Source organism: Orbaceae bacterium lpD02 (genome assembly GCA_036251875.1).
Classification (GTDB): Bacteria; Pseudomonadota; Gammaproteobacteria; order Enterobacterales; family Orbaceae; genus Orbus; species Orbus sturtevantii.
Genome location: CP133960.1, coordinates 435852 through 452771 on the forward strand (window position 1 = coordinate 435852; position 16920 = coordinate 452771).

Genomic DNA, 16920 nt, shown 5'->3' on the forward strand with positions numbered 1-16920 from the left:
AGTAACGGGCTTAATGCCCGTTACTACTTACTTATCATCGTTATCGGTTTGATTGTCGTCATAGCCCGGCCATACATTACTGTGGTTAAGTTCGCCCATTTTGATGGCGTATTTACGCCATAGCTGGGCGCGTGGCATATCCTGCTCTTCAGCTTTATAGTAGTAACTTAACGACGTCATTGTCTCATAATAGCCTTGGATGGCTTGTTTTATTAAATAGCGCTCTTTAAATAGTGAGTTTTCACCGATAGACTCGCCAAGTACAAGTGCTTTCGTAGCTCTTACCGAGACAAATATCCCTCCAATACCGTTTGCATGTTTAAAGTCTAACTGGTACACACATTTTAAGTATTTTAGCCGTTCATGAATATAGTCTTCATCACTGGAGTCTTTATAGTCAAACGGTTTACGGAAAACAGAACTATTATGAGGGAGTGATGTTTTGAGTGAATGGCGAATGGACATCTTGAGGTTAATCATATGCCATAGATTATCATCAGGTAGGAGTCTATAGGCTTGCTCAAGGGCACTAAAGGCTTTGGGGATATCTTCTTTGGTGCCAAGGCCTTGCATATACATAAATGCCAGCGATTTTAGCGCCGGTGGGCAATCTTGTTTGGCCGCCTGTTGATAGAGTTTAAATGCCTGCTTTTCATCTTTATCGACCACAATGCCCATTAAATAAAAATAGGCGAGGTTAGTTTGGGCAAGGGCATTACCTTGCGCCGCGGCTTTTTGGTACCACTCAAACGCCTTAGGTAGGTCAGGCTCAACCCCTTGGCCATATTCACTAATCGGATAAATAGCACGCGGATAAGTGACGACAGGTAACTGAAAGTCATACGGGGCAAATTTCGCTTCAATATAAGGTAGCTCAGGATCTATATTTTTGCCATTATCATCAAAGGTGTATAGCCGTGGCGCTTCGCCGCCCGAGCCATTTTCGTAAATATAACCAATACTATTTTGCGCATCGCTATTGCCTTGGGCGGCGGCTTTTTCAAACCAGCTTAAGGCAACCGGGAAGTTATTAAATTCATCACGGTAGATGGCACCTAAGTTATATTGCGCTTTAGCCAGCCCTTGGTTAGCGGCTTTTTCAAATAAGATACGGGCTTTAGTGTGATAGCCTTTATGGATAAGCGCATCTTGGTAATAAATTTCACCCAGGGTATTTTGTGCATTAGCATCGCCACTATCTGCGAGCGTATTGCAGTCAGCGATATTTTGTTGGTTATTTAGCAGAGTACAGCGTAGTTTGGCATCAACACTACAGTTGGAGATGATGAGCAGGGTCAGTAGGGTAAACAGCGAGAATAATTGTGTTTGTTTTAGCATTATATTGTTTTCACTTTACTACTATAATTTTAAAGCGCTAGTCTAGCATAAAATGAACCGTTAATATAATGGCAATGTATTAATGGTAAAGGTTTTAGGGGTAATTTTTATTAGATAGGGCCATAATAGCAATGGTCCTATCCTAAAAAGGCTCTAGTCTAAAAATAGCTAATTGTCTCGAGTTGAATACTTAACGTTTTATTCGTTTATATATTCAAAAGATAAAGGGTCTTTAATTAAAAAACAAATTTCTCCAATAGAAACCTTTAAATCTTTATCATCATTTCTTATTTTTGCCTTAATTTTCTTTGTTTTATTAAAATCTCCAAACCAAGGCATACCTTCATACCATGTGAATCTTATTACACCTGATGCTGATTTGTTTGATGCGTGACTCACCTTGTATCGAGCTTCTTCATCATTATTCAATAATTTTACTTGCCATGTTCGTTTATCTTCCGAAAATAGTACGTCAACACGGTCACCTATATTAATTCTCGATTGATTCATACTTTTTTCATCAAGCCTTATCGTTATAATCCTTGATGGAACATTACGGTTGTGGTAATAAACAAGGGTTGTTGTAATGCCATTAAAAGCAGTGGCTTTCCCTCCTCTTTTACCTGATTTATTCTTGGCTATCATACTTGCAGAAATGAATTTCATTTTTTTTAAACATGTTAATATATTTAAATTTTATTAAAGAATGAAAGAATAGAAAAATAAATTAAAATTAATTTTAAATTAATTTATAATTTTTGTGTTATAAGTTGAAAGTTTAATGAGTTTGGTTTCTAATTCTTCTTTATTTGATAAATAACGCAAAAAGCTTTTGAGGGAAAAGGCATTTTAGCAACTAAACATGATTGTTTTGCAATCACCGCAAATCAGATTAGAATTAGGCTTTACCCAAGCATTTAACCCACAAATACAATACTAGTTATCTAAAGCGTTTAATCATAAGGGTTTATTTTAGGTCTATTCAATTAGACCTTGTAACAAAAAATAAGATTGATATAATAGATATGGTTCCGTTACTTTTTGTAACAAACAGCCTGAGACAATGGTTATTAAGTCTCACACGTAGCCGGTAACCTGGTACGTGCCTTGTTTAAGGTGACCATATCCTTTAGCTAACAAACTCAGTGCATTCGCAAGTTGGCCATCAATATGATGTTGAGTTCCAATTAACTTATCTTATTACACACCCATAGGGGAATTTTAACCCTACTGGGCTTAAAGATTCTCCTTTTTTTATTACTTAATTTTGGAGAATACTATGACTAATTTAACTAATACTTCGACAACTAAACAATTTTTTGATTTGCATATTAAAGGTATTGGGTACGTAAATCGAATTCGTGAAGTTACAGTCAAAAAAGGTCAACCTTATTTATCTTGTACTATTGCTGCGCTGCGTGGGAATAGTGAAGATGTGGAATACACCTATTTTGAATGTAATGTAACAGGTGAAAAAGCAAAAGATTTGATGGAAAGATGTATTGAGGCATCAGATTTAAAGAAAAAGATCCTAATCAGTTTTTGTTTAGGTGATTTGTACTCAGAAACGTTCACCTACAGCAAAGGTGCTAAACAAGGTCAAACGGGCGTTAGTTTAAAAGCGCGTTTGCTTAAAGTTACCAGCATTAAAATCGATGGGGAGCTTAAATATTCTGATAAAGAGCAATCATCAGAAAATCAAGTTGAGTCACCATCTAATGATGAACAGGGCGCTGCTTAGCTATGTGCGCTTAATAAGATAACCCACCTAGCTAGATTTGGGTTATCTTTTTTCTCACTTTTCGACCCATAGGGGAATTAGTCCCTATGTGGATAATTCTCCTTTTTAATTACTTAATTTTTGGAGAATGACCATGTTTTACAATTATATTTTTTCCTCACAACACTATTTTGCAGCATTAGTTGATGGTGTTGCGATTATTCCCGAAGATATTTTAAATTCATTAAGCGCTATTATTCATGAACATATACACTCGTTACCAGTGTAATCATTTCAATTTCTAAATCTGCCGTGAGGAGGTTTTCACTCCTCACGAGTGATGATCTCCTTTTATTATTTTTTTGAGAGGTCATTATGAATATGAAATGGAATATAACGGGGTGTCATACTAAATCTGAACTAATACAAGCGTTAATCATGCATGTAGATCGTGGCGAATATTACGAGCAAAAAACGCATTTATATCATGTTTGTGAACCAAATGAACAAGGTATAACAGTATTATGGTCTGTGATGGAGTTCAATGTAACAAAAGACTATAAAAATTTGCTTAAAATGGGGCGTTATCTCTACATTAAATGTTACACCATTAAAAACGAAGAGGGGCAATGGTATTATTCTCACTGTAGTGAATATTCATGTCCTATTTATCTTACTTGCCCGCTTGAATTTCTTGAACTGGCTCATTTTGAACAGCTTACGGAATGGCGACTAAAAGTGCGGTTATATCATCGCACTCATTCACAAGTTTAATTTATTCATACACAAAAGCCAGTTAATTTTATCTTTACTGGCTTTATTTTAAAAAGGGGAAAATGTTTATGATTTCACTACCCGGTACACTTATTATTACGCAAATAAATGGTAAATATGGTGCTTTTAATAAAGCAAAATTAACAACTAGTATTGGATCATTCACCATTAAAGATAAACGCATTGAGCAGTATGAAGAAGGGAAATATGAAGGGACATTTGTCATTGTCGAGATAAAACCCTATTCGTACATGTATCAAAATCGTGCCAGCTTTGAAATTTTAGCACGTCTTAATGAGATGGAGCTTAATGGCAATGCCTTATTGACGGATGAAGATATATCGTTAACTACCCTGTCAGAACATGACCCGGCAAGCGACGAACAAAGATCTTTTGATCACAATAATTGTCATGCCAAAAAAGACACGGTTATTAATGAAAGCGATGCAGATGATATACCATCTTCACCTGTTAACACACAAGGAACAGTCAATGCGGTTAGTTCAAGTGCAATTGATGTTAGTGATGAAGAATTGTTTGGCGTACTGTGGCCTTTAGGTGACGAAGTTAGACTCGATTCAACCGAAGACCGTTTAAAACTAAGAAATCAAACAGCACGACTTAAATCGCTCAATTATCAGTTTGATTACAAAACTCAAATATGGACTAAGACATTACGCTCTACTTTGCACAATACTAAAACGACGTTACCGGCTCAGTTTTAACGTCAGATTTTAGTACCTCACTCGCCAGGAGAAATTCAACGCCTTGCGAGTTGAATTTCTCTTTAGTTATTCACAAATTTAGGGAAATTCATATGAATGACATTTCAACATTTACCTTAAAAGATATTCCGGATTTACTGTGTGATAGCTATATTGTTGACTCCAATGATAACCTTGTTTTTTTATCAGTATGGGGGAGAGATACCGCTATGCAAGAACTCTTGGCAAAACTGACTATTGGCAGTAGCAGTAACGTGGGATTAACGGATATTCGATTAGTTAATCGTCTCAATCTACTTTTTCACGCAAAGCTGACTAACGATAGCGAATATAACAAGAAAACACAAAAATTTTATCACTCACAATTTGGCACACTCAATCATGCCTGGATTTTTGATAAACGCATCAAACAGCCTTGCCGTGAGAATCAAAGTGCGATGTTAATGTTTGAAGAAAATACCTCACCTGACATGAATAATATGAGTATTTTCCAAACCATTAAACAGTTAACCTCAATCCCTTTACTTGACCACTGGCAAACGTCGGTAATTGAAATTGCAAAAGACAATGACATGATTAAAGCCAATTTGGTGTTAGGTCGTCCAATACAGTCATTTACGATTAACCTTAATGAAAACATTATGGTCGATAAGGTGAGTGAGCTAATTCAAAACAAAACATTAACACTATAGTTAAACATGATTATTTCATTAATTCATTTCACGTTAAAGAGGTGCTTATGGCATTTATTTCTCCGCGCATAGCGCACAACTTAGCTAAAAATGGCTATTATCCAACCGATGATAAAACCATTAAAGGGCTTATTGATTGTTTTAAACGAGACGACAAACCAATAAGGGTTCTTGACCCTTGTGTCGGTGATGGAAGCGCAGCGAGTTTTTTTGCGTATTCTATCAGTATGGAAGCGATACTTTTCGGTGTTGAATTTAACGAAGAGCGAGCTAAAATTGCGAAAAACCGTTGTGACAAGGTCTTACGCAGTGATTTATTTGATACTGTTATTACGCCTCAATCCTTTGGTTTATTATTTTTAAATCCCCCTTACGGGGATCTCACCAGAGAAAATACGGGGGCGATTGTTAACTATCAAAAGGATCACAAACGATTAGAGAAAATTTTCTATCGATTCACCATCCCTTTATTGCAATATGATGGCGTACTAGTGCTGATCATACCGTTTACTCAGCTAGATGACATGCTATCTAATTGGATCACAAATCAGTTTACCGATATTAACGTGTTTACTGCGTGTGATAAGCAATTTAAACAAATCATTATTATAGGTAAAAAAGTCAGGCAAGCCGACATCGTTCTTGAGCAGAAAAATGAAGTGAAATCATTATTTAAATCAATTTACGAAGGTCAGTTTGTCCCGCAAGACATTGATACCTGTGATCCTGACTTATATCGGGTCCCTGAACCTAAAGATCCTGAGATTAAAGCGTTTTACAAACTGTCATTTACACAAGACGAGTTTGAAGAGGGCTTAAATCAATTTCAAGGTTTGTGGGCTGATCGTAATGCGTTTAGCCAAAGTATGAGTAAAACAAAGCGTCAACCGTTACGTCAAATGTCAGATTGGCATTTATCACTTGCACTCGCTGCCGGTGAAATATCGGGTGTTGTGACATCTCAAACGGGTAAAACGTATGTGATCAAAGGGGATACTTATAAAACTCAGACTAAAAAAACGGAAATTAAATGCGATGATGATGATAACGTGGAAACCATTACGACGTTAACCGATAAGTTTATACCGTCAATCAAAGCATGGGATTTCACGCCTTATTCAGATTCTTTTGGTTCATTATTGGTGATCTCAAGCCAGACGAATAAACCTAATAATGAAGATGATGATGAGCTTGAATCTATTTCGACCTTAGTTGAGAAAAAGACTGAACGTCACATTGATGCTCAAGTTATGGTTGGACGCACAGTTTGTACAAAAAAAATCAAGGCATTATGCGACCAAGATTTTAATGTTGCGCTTGCTATATCAGCGTCTTTTGCCCGTTATGAAAAGGGGGATTGGGGTGAGATGGAGGCAAGTGATAAACGATTAAATGATAGGGCTGTTAAACAAGGGCAAAAAGGCGATCGTCTTTTTGCAAGTTATCACATTAACGACGACATTAAACTGTGGATTATTACAGAGTGGCAGGGTGATGCTCAAGGTTTTATAACAACTTTTATGTTACCTGAGGAATATTAAACGAGTTTGTAATTAATTTTAAATAGATTAACCCATAAGGGAGGCAACCCCTTATAGGCTTGTTTCCCTTTTTTATTTTAGCAATTAAGAGGATTAAAAAATGAAACAAGCGATACTAAAGACACAAACAATTGATTTAGGCGACTTTATTAGTGAGTTTAAGGGATCATTATTAGCGAGTTTGAATAGGTCAAATCCCTCCATTTACAACGAGGATAACGCATCAGGAAAACGGCAGGAAATTATGGATTCATTGATAAGAAAACCTTTTACCGCACAAGCACATGTTGTCCAGGCAATCACCACGTTATTGCTCGATAAAGATGAGCCGGCTGGCATTATTAATGCGGAAATGGGGACAGGTAAGACAATGATGGCAATTGCTGCTGCGTATGTGCTATTTAATGAAGCTAACTATCGTCGACATTTAATTATTTCTCCGCCCCATTTAGTGTATAAATGGCGTCGGGAGATTTTACAAACAGTGCCAGGTGCCAAAGTATGGGTCCTTAATGGCGCCGACACCTTAATGAAGCTGCTGATGCTTCGTGATACGTTTAAAACTGGTGACTCATTTGATGGACCCGAATTTTTCATCCTTGGTCGTGTCAGGATGAGAATGGGATATCACTGGCGTAATGCGTTTGTGCTTAAAAAGTTGTATCAAAAGCACAATGCGCATAACGACAAAGGTGAGGTAATAACTCGCTATACTACCATCCATGCGGTCAGTTGTTCGGATTGCTTTCACGTTTATCGTGATGATAATGGTGAACCGTATTCGATTGAACGCTTCAACGTAATGGAAAAACGGATCAAGTGCCCTAAGTGCGCTAATCCTTTATGGACATTGATGAGACCAACGCGTACAACGAATTCAACATTTCGTGACCGGGTGAAAAAATCAATGTGCCAAATTCCTACTATTGGTCCAGTAAAATCGGAATCATTACTGTCAACATTTGGCGATGACTTTATTTCTAATATGTTATCTGATAATGCATCTGATTTTGTTAACTTAATGGATCCGTCCGGCGACTTTATTTTTACAGATAAACAAGCAAGGCGTATGGAGCGAGCGCTGGCTAATTTAGAGTTTGGGTTTGGCGAGGGTACATATCAAGCAACGGAATTTATCAAACGATACTTACCGAAAGGATTCTTTGATATGTTAATCGTTGATGAGAGTCATGAGTACAAAAATCAGGGCTCTGCGCAAGGTCAGGCCATGGGGGTTCTCGCAAGCCAAGTAAAAAAAGTATTATTATTAACCGGAACGCTCATGGGAGGGTATGCGGATGATTTGTTTGTTTTACTTTTCAGGGCGTTAACCTCAAAAATGATTGAAGACGGGTACACGGTTAATAACCGTGGTTCACTTGGTTCAGCGTCTATGAAATTCATGGAGGATCATGGTATTTTAAAAGAGGTTTTTACCGAGCGTAATGGTATGAGTCATAAGACAGCAAAAGGTAACCAAATTACTCGGCGTACACAAAAAGCACCAGGCTTTGGACCGAAAGGGATATTGCGTTATGTGCTTCCGTTTACGGTTTTTTTGAAACTCAAAGATATTGGTGACAATGTGTTGCCCATGTACAAGGAAGAGTACATGGAAGTAGCGATGACTGAGCATCAACGTAGTGAGTATGATCGTTTGTCATCCAAACTATCGACTGAATTAAAGTCGGCACTTAGAAAACGTGATACGACGCTTATGGGGGTGGTATTAAATGTACTATTAGCTTGGCCTGATTGCTGTGCCAGAGATGAAGAGGTTAGGCATCCAAGAACGAAAGATAGCATTATTTTTGTTCCAGCGGTGTTTGATAATATGCCAGATCCTCTTGGTAATATTGACTGTTCACCTAAAGAAGAGCGATTAGTTGAGCTCTGCCTTGCAGAGAAAGCTAACGGTCGTAAAACTCTCGTGTATACAACGTACACGGGTACACGTGATTTAACGCCACGGTTACGTCTCATTTTGGCTAAGGCGGGCTTAAAAGTTACTGTACTTAAATCAAGTGAACCACCTGAAAAACGTGAGGATTGGATTTTAGATAAAGTCGATCGGGGCTATGATGTTGTTTTAACGAATCCAGAGCTAGTTAAAACAGGTCTTGATTTACTCGATTTTCCAACGATTGTTTTTTTGCAAACGGGGTTTAATGTGTATACGTTACAACAAGCAGCTAAACGTTCTTTTCGGATTGGCCAAAAAAATGAGGTGAAAGTCATTTATTTGGGTTACGAAAACTCTGCACAAACCCGCTGTTTGTCATTAATGGCAAAAAAAATAGCGGTTTCACAAAGCACATCGGGTGATATGCCTGATTCAGGATTAGATATTTTAAATTCTGATGGTGATTCAATTGAAATTGAGCTGGCCAAGCAATTGATAGCTTAATGATAAAAAAGCGGCTAGTGAAGCGATCCCCAATAGTTGGACAACCAATTACTGGGGGTCTTTTTATCGATAAAATAGATACCATGAATGTAAATGACTCTACTTATAATTTTTGCACCAGAAATACACCTTTTCAAATTCATTTATATATAAAAGTCTAACAGTAAAGGAAGCCTTAAACGGATTAGGCGCACCTATTCCACTAAATGAAAGTCCTTTATATGGAGGTCCGAGGAATTTAAATTGGCATGTAACACGAAATCTTTCAAGTATTAATGTTGAAAGACTAAAATATGTTAAGCCGGGTGGCCCAAGATATGATATTCCAGAGCATTTACGACCAAAATGTCATCAAGGGAAAAACGTTGGTATTGGAAATGTATATGGACGGATGCGGTGGGATGCACCTTCTCCTACAATTACCGGAGGATGTACAGTATTAAGCAAAGGCCGTTTTGGGCATCCAACAGAATTAAGGACTATTTCAGTTAGAGAAGCTGCCAGGCTTCAAACATTTCCTGACACGTTTGAGTTTGCAACTGAGTTTGTTGATCATGCCTGTAAAATAATCGGTAATGCGCTTCCCTGTGAATTTGCTCGAATAATGAGTGCTGCATGTTATGAAAAACTGTCTCAAATTAAATCTTAACCTCCTGCAAAGGGGGTGATTCTAGCCAAACATTGTGCCAGCAGTTATTACCATTTTTAATCATAAATCATAGCCTATACTGGGCAGATATGATAACCAGTACAGGACTATTTTTTTGAGGCAGGATATCTTTCTGCTGTAACAAAAAACACTAGTTGAGTGTTCGGAATTACTTTAGCTCAATAGTTTAATTTCATCGATAACCTCCCTTGTAATAGATCAATAATACTCGCCCCCATAATTTTTTATAAAAATAAATTTGAAAGTTTGAATATTGATTTAATCGTTAATTAATTTCCAATTATTAACAATAATACTTTTTTAAAATTAAAAAGGTAGGTAACAAACAACGTTATTCCATCAGCTAATAAAAAATAAAACCATGTGAAATTAGTTTATAGATGTTGATGAATATAATAATTGGAGAAACTATATGATTAATGTCGTCAGTTTTAGCGGTGGACGGTCATCCGCTTTTTTAGTCCATGAAGTAAAACGAATTACTGCGAGTCTTAACGTTCCAGAGAAAGTCGAGTACATATTTATGGACACAGGGGCGGAACACCCGAAAACATATGAATTTATTAAGAATGTAGTCAATTATTTTAATATCAATTTAACTTGTTTGCGTGTAGTTGTTAATCCGGAACTCGGACAAGCTAATTCATACAGAGAGATATCACTAGATGAATTAAAGCAGGATTTACAACCCTTTCGTGATATTTGCCACAAGTACGGATTACCGTACCCAAACGGCGCTTTTTGCACTCGAACCATGAAATATGAGCCATTCACTCGATATTGTAACGATAAATATGGAAAAGGTAATTATCAAACTCGGCTCGGAATCCGAGCAGATGAACCAAAGCGATTAAAGCCGCTAAGTGGTTATAAATATTTAGCGGATATTAGCGATTTTGATAAGCAAGATATTATTAACTGGTGGAAACAACAACCGTTTGATTTGGAGATACCAGAACATCTCGGCAACTGTGTTTTCTGCATTAAAAAAGGAATTAATAAAATTGCTTTGGCTACTCGTGATGAGCCAGAAATGGCTATTGATTTTGTGGAGTTAATCAATGACCCGAAAAATAGAGTTGTAGAACGCAGGCAGCAAGAAAATAAAATCATGTATCGAGGCAATAATTCACTAGTAAGTATCATGTATATGTATCAAAACCATTCAAGAGAAGAAATTGCTGTGACCATTCGGGGTAATAAAGCATTCGATTCCGGCTCGTGTTCGGAATCATGCGAGATATTTTCATGCCAGTTGGATAATATTTATCGAGGAAATTTGAAATGAATGTATTAAGTTTGTTTGATGGTATAAGTTGCGGTCGAGTTGCGCTTGAGCGCATAAATATAAAAGTTAACAAGTATTATGCTTCTGAGATAGATAAATACGCCATTCAAATTAGTCAAAATAATTATCCCAACATTATACGTCTTGGTGATATTAATAATTGGGAGAGTTGGGGTATTGATTGGGCTAGTATTGATTTAATTCTGGCCGGTTCGCCTTGTCAGGGTTTTTCGTTTGCAGGTAAGCAACTCGCTTTTAATGATAAGCGTTCCGCTTTATTTTTTCGATTTGCTGAAATATTAGCGCACGTTAAATCATTAAATCCGTACCTTAAATTTTTGCTTGAAAATGTGCGTATGAAAAAGGAGTTCGAAAAAATAATCACCTCTGTTGTCGGTGTCGAACCTATAATGATTAATAGCGCTTTGGTTTCAGCTCAAAACAGAAAACGTCTCTATTGGTGTAATTGGGATGTAGCACAGCCAAAAGATAAAGGGATTTTATTAAAAGACATTATTCACGAAACTATTAATATTATGGTTTGTGAGAAACTACCTAAATTTAACTGTAATCCAAGTGGCAAGGGGATAAATGGAAACGTGACACCCGTAACAATTAATAAAAACCCAACACTCACAACAAATAAAGGTGAAGGCGCTAAAATAGCTGTGCCATTTACTATGGTTTTTGGAATAAGGCAAATACCGCGAGAAAAATACAAAGGATGTATTAAGTGCGATAAAAGTGCAACATTACCAAGTCATTCATTGGTACATAATAATCATGTTATATTTGCCGTTGATAGGAAAAAATCTAATTGTATTACTGCAAATTATAGTAATAAAAATGATCGGGACTATTTCTTTAAAAGCCAAGGTCAACTCGTGTTTTGTATCAAGCCATTCATTATTCCTTTTGATAAAACGTTACAGATTTTTGATAAAAAAGGAGTCAGTAAAAAAATTGGATTTTTTAGGAAAGATTCTCAATCAAACCGTGTTTACTCAATACATGATAAAGCCGTTACTTTATGTGGTGAGGCTGGTGGTGGCGCTGCAAAAATGGGGCAATATCTCTTTGGCTATATTATGTCAGATAAGTCGCAAAAGCGCCCAAAATTTTTCACAATAACAGCTCAAGATAAGTATGGGGTGTTGATTGATGGCTATATTCGCAAATTAACACCAGTTGAATGTGAAAGACTTCAAACACTACCTGATAATTATACTCAAGGCGTAAGTAACACTCAGCGGTATAAATGCTTGGGGAATGGTTGGACAGTAGATGTCATCGCTCATACACTATCAAGCTTGGAATAACCGTTTATGATGGCCAACCTGAGAAATCAGTGAGTTTGTCGGCTAAAGGTATGATCACCTTAAACAAGGTACATTCGATTTTATTCGTAATGTGTGAGAATTTGAGATCATATTCTCATTTTTTCGTGTTTTACTGCGTAAAGGTTATCTAAACTATGTTATAGTGATTTTTCCTGACATATTGTTCAACATTAATATTACAAAAATAAAACTATTTTTTTGTTTTTATCAATATTGATTTGTTTATAGCATAACACGTTGACACTATTTATAGTCACTAAATTATTAACATGAAAAAGTATCGTGAATATGTTTCCAACAATAACAAAATTATTTAGAGGAATAAGTGGTGCTGAGAATGCTGATACATTCACCCAACCGCATAAAGAGATTGCATCTAATGGTTGGCATATTCCCTATAATGCAAAGCAGCTACTCAATACACCAAAACGTCAAAAGCTACTCTCATTGATTTGGCAACGTGTATCAATGGATAAAACTCGCTTTGATAATTTATACCTACAAGCTATAAACAACTATGTAGAAATCGTTCAGTTATTACCCGCCTCTGAATCGCATCATCATTCCTATTTAGGGGGGATGATAGATCATGGTCTTGAAGTGATCAATTATGCACTAAAATTACGACAATCTTACTTGCTGCCTATTGGCGGTGATCCAGAAGATATTCCACGTCAAACCGAGGCATGGAGTGCCGCAGTTATGTATGGTGCATTGCTCCATGATATCGGTAAGGTTGTAGTTGATATCAGTGTGGAAATGGATAATGGACAAATATGGACGCCCTGGACGTATTGTATAAACTTACCATACCGATTTATCTATTATCAAAAAAGAGATTATTCACTTCACCAAAGTGCAGCTGCATTAATGGTCATGCGCATTGTTCCCGAGGAAGGGATGACTTGGTTATCACAATTTCCAGATCTTTTCCCTCTGTTTTTAAATCTTAGTTCGGGCCATTTAGAAAAAGCCGGTGTACTCGCTGAGATCATACAAAAAGCCGATATGTCATCGGTTTCAAATAATTTAGGAGGAGACCCAACCAAAGCCTTAGTTAAACCTATTCAATCCCTAATGAGTAAGATGATCACCTCAATTCGCTATCTTGTGAGCTCTGAGCTTAGTATCAACGGTCAGCATGGTTCAGATGGCTGGTTTGATGGAACAGATATTTGGCTGGTGAGTAAAACCTTTACCGATAAAATGAAAGCGAATTTACTTCAAAATGGCATTACCGACGCCCCAACGGATAATGCAAAAATATTTAATATTTTAAAAGAGCATGGCATAGCGTTAGCGAATAGTGAAAATAAAACAGTGTGGGCGTGTAGAGTCGAATCAGACACTGGATTGATTGCAGAGAAATTAACGCTCATTCGTATACCAGCAAATGTTGCTTACAGTAATATAACTCATGCACCAGAACCCTTTAAGGGCACTGTTACACCATTATTAGCGATAGTGAATGATAATCCTACTGACACGGCTCAACCTAAATCTGATTTATTACCTCTAAATCACAGTCAAAACGAAGAGCCAGCACCGCAATCAATACAAAATAGTCAACTTAACCCTATTAGTTCTGAGGCAGATAATAAAACGCATGATTTAAATGATGCAGTATTAGGTCTATTTAATACTGAAATAGCCGAAACGACACATCACGTTACACCATTAGACAGAGAGGAGGGGAAAAAGATAACACCACAGAGTACAGCTAATATTGACGTCCATGAAAACGAAGAAATAGCAATACAACATCAACAATCAGAAATCTCTGATGAAATTTACAATCACCCATTTTTTAAGTGGGTTCGTAGTCAAATTATAGCAAAAAAACTGACAGTCAATACTCAAACGGCGTGTATTCACACCGTTGAGAATAAACTTTTTATAGTTACCCCAAAATTATTCCAAAAATACAGTCTTCATATCAATGGCAATGACGACTATGACAACTGGCGAAAAGTACAACTTGAATTTCAATCGTTTAAAATTCACCTAAAATTTAGCGAAGAAAATTTCAATATTTGGAAATGTTTAATTTCTGGAAAACGAAAAAAGAACGTCATCATTAAAGGTTACTTGATTGAAGAGAAACGTTTATTTTCTATTGATACAAATTTACCCAACAATCCCCATCTTACATTAATTCATGATATTGATACTTATAAAAACAATAAGGACAAAATATGAACATTCAATTAGTTGAAGACATCACATGGACACATATTGCAAATAACTATACTACTTTTAAATTATTAAGGCCTGAGAGTATACGAAATTATACTCGTTTCATTGCGTTATTTAGCCGTATGTTTGGTGAGGAATTTACCCATGTTAATGCATTAACAGCCAAAAAAGTCGCCAGGTTTCGATCTTTTTTTTAACTGAAAGAGACTGCAAAAAAACAAGTTGGAACTGCTATTGTCGGCACCTTAAAGCCTTAATGGCCTTTGCCATTAAACACAATATGGTTGAGCACAAAGTCAATCCCTTTAATCAAATGTTAATCAAACCGGGTAAGAAAGATAAAAAAACAATGACCCAATCCAGTATTGATATCTGTATCAATTTTTTAAAAGATAAACAACATGATGAATTTATCAATGATTTCTATTATCCGTGCCATTTTTGGTTAACGTTAATCAACGTGCTGCAATATACTGGCATTAGACGTAATCAGTTATTACACATCCGAATAGGGGATGTATTGGAAGAGAGCAAAACTCTTTTTCTCCGGGAGGAAGGCTCTAAAAATTTCTATGAAAGGGAAGTGCCTTTACTTGATGATGTGTTTGATGAGCTTGTTAGGTTAAAGCAGGCACTGTTGAGGCTAAACCGAAAACCTGACATGCAACTCTTTAATATCTACCATTTTAAGAATAATAAAAGCAAGAAATATAAAGAGATGAATTTTAATCGAATCGATTCATTTTTCCAGCGGCTCTCGGTATCGTGTGGTGTCAGAATCACACCGCATCGATTTAGGCATACGTTAGCCACGAATCTAATGAAAAGTCCCGATAGGAATATTACCCTCGTGAAAGAATTGTTAGGGCATTCATCGATTACGACCACGTTAGAATACATCGTGACAGATCAGGACCAGTTAAGAGCGTGTTTAACTCAACATTTTAGTCATCATGATGGGTAGAAAGAGAAAATAAATTAAAAGGGATGTTATCTCCACTTATTATAAAATATGAGACACGATGTTAATGTTAGCCTGGGTTAAGTGGTGGTATATCGTTTTAATGCTGTAAATTATTGATACTGGACAAACACGATTTACAGCATTAAATTGCGGCTCTGTCAAATTATAATAAAAAATTGTCAATGAAACGTTGACACTCTCTTTAAATGGTTTAATATAAAAATAGGTAAGCAATAGCTATCCCATTATTTCTAAACTAGTTAATCACGAAGGTTTCTATTTAATCGTAGTAGATAGTTAAGAGTAAATTGTTGAAGTTTGATAGTTATGAGTATGTAGTTGAAGTTTGGTAGTTATGAGTACGTAGTTGAAGTTTGATAGTTATGAGTACGTAGTTGAAGTTTGATAGTTATGAGTACGTAGTTGAAGTTTGATAGTTATGAGTACGTAGTTGAAGTTTGATAGTTATGAGTACGTAGTTGAAGTTTGATAGTTATGAGTACGTAGTTGAAGTTTAATAGTTATAAATTAATCCCAAATAGTTACAAGCAAATCAAGAAAATTCAATTAATTAAAGATGGTGGGCTGTCGGGGGCTCGAACCCCGGACCAATTGATTAAGAGTCAACTGCTCTACCGACTGAGCTAACAACCCATTATTTAAAAACAGGCTTATGTTACCTAAATGTTCGTTCAAAATCAAATATAAAAAATAGTCTCCTTAATTGTGGTTATATTAACCATTTGAAAAATAAAATAATAATTAATATTTTTCGCTATTTTATCTAGCCATGTCCATACCATTTCTTTACAGAAAATTTAAAATAAACTTGCTATATATACGCGAATATGCGTTAATGTTGTGGGCATAATAACGGTTAATATTTTATGTTTTTTGAAAATATTATATGACTTTATGCTAGCGAGCATACGTGATGATATGCAGTAATTATTATTTAGGAAAATTTTTGAAATGACAAAGAAAACTGGCCAAGTAAAATGGTTTAACGAAAATAAAGGTTTTGGATTTATCACTCCTGCTGATGGAAGCAAAGATGTATTTGTGCACTTTTCAGCTATTATGAATGAAGGATTTAAAACATTAGCAGAAGGGCAAAACGTAGAATTCGTTATCCAAGATAGCGCTCGTGGTCCAGCAGCAGCAGATGTTAAAGTAATCTAATAACTTTATTGTTATTTATTGATAGGAACCCGTCTAGTTTGAAGTGACCCCCAATAGTTGGACAACCAATTACTGGGGGTCTT

The 16920-nt window shown here is 36.2% G+C and carries 15 protein-coding genes and 1 tRNA gene; 13 read left to right on the plus strand and 3 right to left on the minus strand.

The window, feature by feature from the left end; all coding sequences use genetic code 11:
- Nucleotides 1-27: 27 nt before the first annotated feature.
- Nucleotides 28-1338 carry a tetratricopeptide repeat protein gene (locus RHO12_01940; protein ID WVD66543.1) on the minus strand — a complete coding sequence of 437 codons (1311 nt, stop codon included), beginning with the start codon at nucleotides 1336-1338 and terminating at the stop codon, nucleotides 28-30.
- A 198-nt stretch (nucleotides 1339-1536) separates the two neighbouring features.
- Entirely contained in the window at nucleotides 1537-2004 is a 468-nt protein-coding gene (locus tag RHO12_01945; GenBank protein ID WVD66544.1) for a hypothetical protein, read from the minus strand.
- Nucleotides 2005-2617: 613 nt separating this feature from the next.
- Between RHO12_01945 and RHO12_01950 the strand changes: the two genes are divergently transcribed.
- From RHO12_01950 to RHO12_02005, 12 genes are all read left to right on the plus strand, one after another.
- Entirely contained in the window at nucleotides 2618-3079 is a 462-nt protein-coding gene (locus RHO12_01950) for an STY4534 family ICE replication protein (GenBank protein WVD66545.1), read from the plus strand.
- 133 nt (nucleotides 3080-3212) lie between these two features.
- Complete coding sequence (locus RHO12_01955) at nucleotides 3213-3347, plus strand: hypothetical protein (GenBank protein ID WVD66546.1); 135 nt, start codon at nucleotides 3213-3215, stop codon at nucleotides 3345-3347.
- A gap of 86 nt (nucleotides 3348-3433) precedes the next feature.
- Nucleotides 3434-3832, plus strand: coding sequence for a hypothetical protein (locus RHO12_01960; GenBank protein WVD66547.1), 399 nt, complete (start codon nucleotides 3434-3436; stop codon nucleotides 3830-3832).
- 68 nt (nucleotides 3833-3900) lie between these two features.
- Entirely contained in the window at nucleotides 3901-4557 is a 657-nt protein-coding gene (locus tag RHO12_01965; protein WVD66548.1) for a DUF3275 family protein, read from the plus strand.
- Between the two features lie 92 nt (nucleotides 4558-4649).
- Entirely contained in the window at nucleotides 4650-5249 is a 600-nt protein-coding gene (locus RHO12_01970; protein WVD66549.1) for a hypothetical protein, read from the plus strand.
- Nucleotides 5250-5296: 47 nt separating this feature from the next.
- Nucleotides 5297-6790 (plus strand): DUF6094 domain-containing protein, encoded by a 1494-nt coding sequence (locus RHO12_01975; GenBank protein ID WVD66550.1) that lies wholly within the window; start codon nucleotides 5297-5299, stop codon nucleotides 6788-6790.
- A gap of 100 nt (nucleotides 6791-6890) precedes the next feature.
- Nucleotides 6891-9197: a DEAD/DEAH box helicase gene (locus RHO12_01980; GenBank protein WVD66551.1), complete on the plus strand. Its 2307-nt coding sequence runs from the start codon at nucleotides 6891-6893 to the stop codon at nucleotides 9195-9197.
- Nucleotides 9198-9309: 112 nt separating this feature from the next.
- A complete protein-coding gene (locus RHO12_01985) occupies nucleotides 9310-9846 on the plus strand; it encodes a DNA cytosine methyltransferase (protein ID WVD66552.1) in 537 nt (178 codons plus the stop codon).
- Between the two features lie 433 nt (nucleotides 9847-10279).
- Nucleotides 10280-11155 (plus strand): phosphoadenosine phosphosulfate reductase family protein, encoded by an 876-nt coding sequence (locus RHO12_01990; protein WVD66553.1) that lies wholly within the window; start codon nucleotides 10280-10282, stop codon nucleotides 11153-11155.
- Nucleotides 11152-12474, plus strand: a complete 1323-nt coding sequence (dcm, locus tag RHO12_01995) for a DNA (cytosine-5-)-methyltransferase (protein ID WVD66554.1) — start codon at nucleotides 11152-11154, stop codon at nucleotides 12472-12474. Before RHO12_01990 ends, dcm begins: the two co-directional genes overlap by 4 nt.
- 309 nt (nucleotides 12475-12783) lie before the next feature.
- A complete protein-coding gene (gene mobH, locus RHO12_02000; protein ID WVD66555.1) occupies nucleotides 12784-14694 on the plus strand; it encodes a MobH family relaxase in 1911 nt (636 codons plus the stop codon).
- A 253-nt stretch (nucleotides 14695-14947) separates the two neighbouring features.
- Nucleotides 14948-15655: a site-specific integrase gene (locus RHO12_02005; GenBank protein WVD66556.1), complete on the plus strand. Its 708-nt coding sequence runs from the start codon at nucleotides 14948-14950 to the stop codon at nucleotides 15653-15655.
- 578 nt (nucleotides 15656-16233) lie between these two features.
- Here the strand turns inward: RHO12_02005 and RHO12_02010 are convergent.
- A tRNA-Lys gene (locus tag RHO12_02010) sits at nucleotides 16234-16309 on the minus strand.
- A gap of 318 nt (nucleotides 16310-16627) precedes the next feature.
- Here RHO12_02010 and RHO12_02015 point away from each other — a divergent pair.
- Complete coding sequence (locus RHO12_02015) at nucleotides 16628-16837, plus strand: cold shock domain-containing protein (protein WVD66557.1); 210 nt, start codon at nucleotides 16628-16630, stop codon at nucleotides 16835-16837.
- The last annotated feature ends 83 nt before the right edge of the window (nucleotides 16838-16920 follow it).